This window comes from Niallia laureatilytica (genome assembly GCF_046613985.1).
Classification (GTDB): Bacteria; Bacillota; Bacilli; order Bacillales; family Cytobacillaceae; genus Niallia.
The window spans coordinates 1-2899 of the sequence record NZ_JBKKHP010000031.1 but is presented as its reverse complement, the minus strand read 5'-3'; the positions used below and the strand labels follow the sequence as shown (position 1 = coordinate 2899).

1 rRNA gene is annotated in these 2899 nt (G+C 52.3%); it reads left to right on the top strand.

The annotated features are described in order from the left end of the window. Positions 1-16: 16 nt before the first annotated feature. Positions 17-2899 (top strand): 23S ribosomal RNA (locus ACLIJJ_RS26720); the annotation flags it as partial.

Here is a 2899-nt window from a genome sequence, read left to right as displayed (position 1 = left end):
ATCTTTAGCCGAAACAAGTTAAGTTAGAAAGGGCGCACGGTGGATGCCTTGGCACTAGGAGCCGATGAAGGACGGTACTAACACCGATATGCTTCGGGGAGCTGTAAGTAAGCTTTGATCCGGAGATTTCCGAATGGGGGAACCCACTATCCGTAATGGGATAGTATCGTTACTTGAATACATAGAGTAACAGAAGGCAGACCCGGGGAACTGAAACATCTAAGTACCCGGAGGAAGAGAAAGCAAACGCGATTCCCTGAGTAGCGGCGAGCGAAACGGGATTAGCCCAAACCAAGAGGCTTGCCTCTTGGGGTTGTAGGACACTCTACATGGAGTTACAAAGGAACGGGGTAGATGAATAGGTCTGGAAAGGCCAGTCATAGAAGGTAAAAACCCTGTAGTCGAAACTTCGTTCCCTCCTGAGTGGATCCTGAGTACGGCGGGACACGTGAAATCCCGTCGGAAGCAGGGAGGACCATCTCCCAAGGCTAAATACTCCCTAGTGACCGATAGTGAACCAGTACCGTGAGGGAAAGGTGAAAAGCACCCCGGAAGGGGAGTGAAATAGATCCTGAAACCGTGTGCCTACAAGTAGTTAGAGCCCATTAATGGGTGATAGCGTGCCTTTTGTAGAATGAACCGGCGAGTTACGATTACATGCGAGGTTAAGTTGAAGAGACGGAGCCGCAGCGAAAGCGAGTCTGAATAGGGCGTAATAGTATGTGGTCGTAGACCCGAAACCAGGTGATCTACCCATGTCCAGGGTGAAGTCCAGGTAACACTGGATGGAGGCCCGAACCCACGCACGTTGAAAAGTGCGGGGATGAGGTGTGGGTAGCGGAGAAATTCCAATCGAACTTGGAGATAGCTGGTTCTCTCCGAAATAGCTTTAGGGCTAGCCTCAAGGTAAGAGTATTGGAGGTAGAGCACTGTTTGGACTAGGGGCCCCCATCGGGTTACCGAATTCAGACAAACTCCGAATGCCAAATACTTATCCTTGGGAGTCAGACTGCGAGTGATAAGATCCGTAGTCAAGAGGGAAACAGCCCAGACCACCAGCTAAGGTCCCAAAGTATACGTTAAGTGGAAAAGGATGTGGAGTTGCTTAGACAACCAGGATGTTGGCTTAGAAGCAGCCACCATTTAAAGAGTGCGTAATAGCTCACTGGTCGAGTGACTCTGCGCCGAAAATGTACCGGGGCTAAACGTATCACCGAAGCTGTGGATTGACATCTACGATGTCAGTGGTAGGAGAGCGTTCTAAGGGCGTTGAAGCTAGACCGTAAGGACTGGTGGAGCGCTTAGAAGTGAGAATGCCGGTATGAGTAGCGAAAGATGAGTGAGAATCTCATCCACCGAATGCCTAAGGTTTCCTGAGGAAGGCTCGTCCACTCAGGGTTAGTCGGGACCTAAGCCGAGGCTGAAGAGCGTAGGCGATGGACAACAGGTTGATATTCCTGTACCACCTTATGAATCGTTTGAGCGATGGGGGGACGCAGGAGGATAGGGTAAGCGTGCTGTTGGATTAGCACGTCCAAGCAGTTAGGCTGGTAATGAGGCAAATCCCATTACCGTGAAGGCGGAGCTGTGACGGCGAGGGAAATATAGTACCGAAGTTCCTGATTCCACACTGCCAAGAAAAGCCTCTAGCGAGATTCAAGGTGCCCGTACCGCAAACCGACACAGGTAGGCGAGGAGAGAATCCTAAGGTGAGCGAGAGAACTCTCGTTAAGGAACTCGGCAAAATGACCCCGTAACTTCGGGAGAAGGGGTGCTCTTTTGGGTGCAAGCCCGAGAGAGCCGCAGTGAATAGGCCCAGGCGACTGTTTAGCAAAAACACAGGTCTCTGCGAAGCCGTAAGGCGAAGTATAGGGGCTGACACCTGCCCGGTGCTGGAAGGTTAAGAGGAGGGGTTAGCGTTCGCGCGAAGCTCTGAATTGAAGCCCCAGTAAACGGCGGCCGTAACTATAACGGTCCTAAGGTAGCGAAATTCCTTGTCGGGTAAGTTCCGACCCGCACGAAAGGTGTAACGATCTGGGCACTGTCTCAACGAGAGACTCGGTGAAATTATAGTACCTGTGAAGATGCAGGTTACCCGCGACAGGACGGAAAGACCCCGTGGAGCTTTACTGTAGCCTGATATTGAATTTTGGTACAGCTTGTACAGGATAGGTAGGAGCCTTGGAAGCCGGAGCGCCAGCTTCGGTGGAGGCATTGGTGGGATACTACCCTGGCTGTATTGACATTCTAACCCGCACCCCTTATCGGGGTGGGAGACAGTGTCAGGTGGGCAGTTTGACTGGGGCGGTCGCCTCCTAAAAAGTAACGGAGGCGCCCAAAGGTTCCCTCAGAATGGTTGGAAATCATTCGTAGAGTGTAAAGGCACAAGGGAGCTTGACTGCGAGACCTACAAGTCGAGCAGGGACGAAAGTCGGGCTTAGTGATCCGGTGGTTCCGCATGGAAGGGCCATCGCTCAACGGATAAAAGCTACCCCGGGGATAACAGGCTTATCTCCCCCAAGAGTCCACATCGACGGGGAGGTTTGGCACCTCGATGTCGGCTCATCGCATCCTGGGGCTGTAGTCGGTCCCAAGGGTTGGGCTGTTCGCCCATTAAAGCGGTACGCGAGCTGGGTTCAGAACGTCGTGAGACAGTTCGGTCCCTATCCGTCGTGGGCGTAGGAAATTTGAGAGGAGCTGTCCTTAGTACGAGAGGACCGGGATGGACGCACCGCTGGTGTACCAGTTGTCTTGCCAAAGGCATAGCTGGGTAGCTATGTGCGGAAGGGATAAGTGCTGAAAGCATCTAAGCATGAAGCCCCCCTCAAGATGAGATTTCCCATAGCGTAAGCTAGTAAGATCCCTGAAAGATGATCAGGTTGATAGGTTTGAGGTGGAA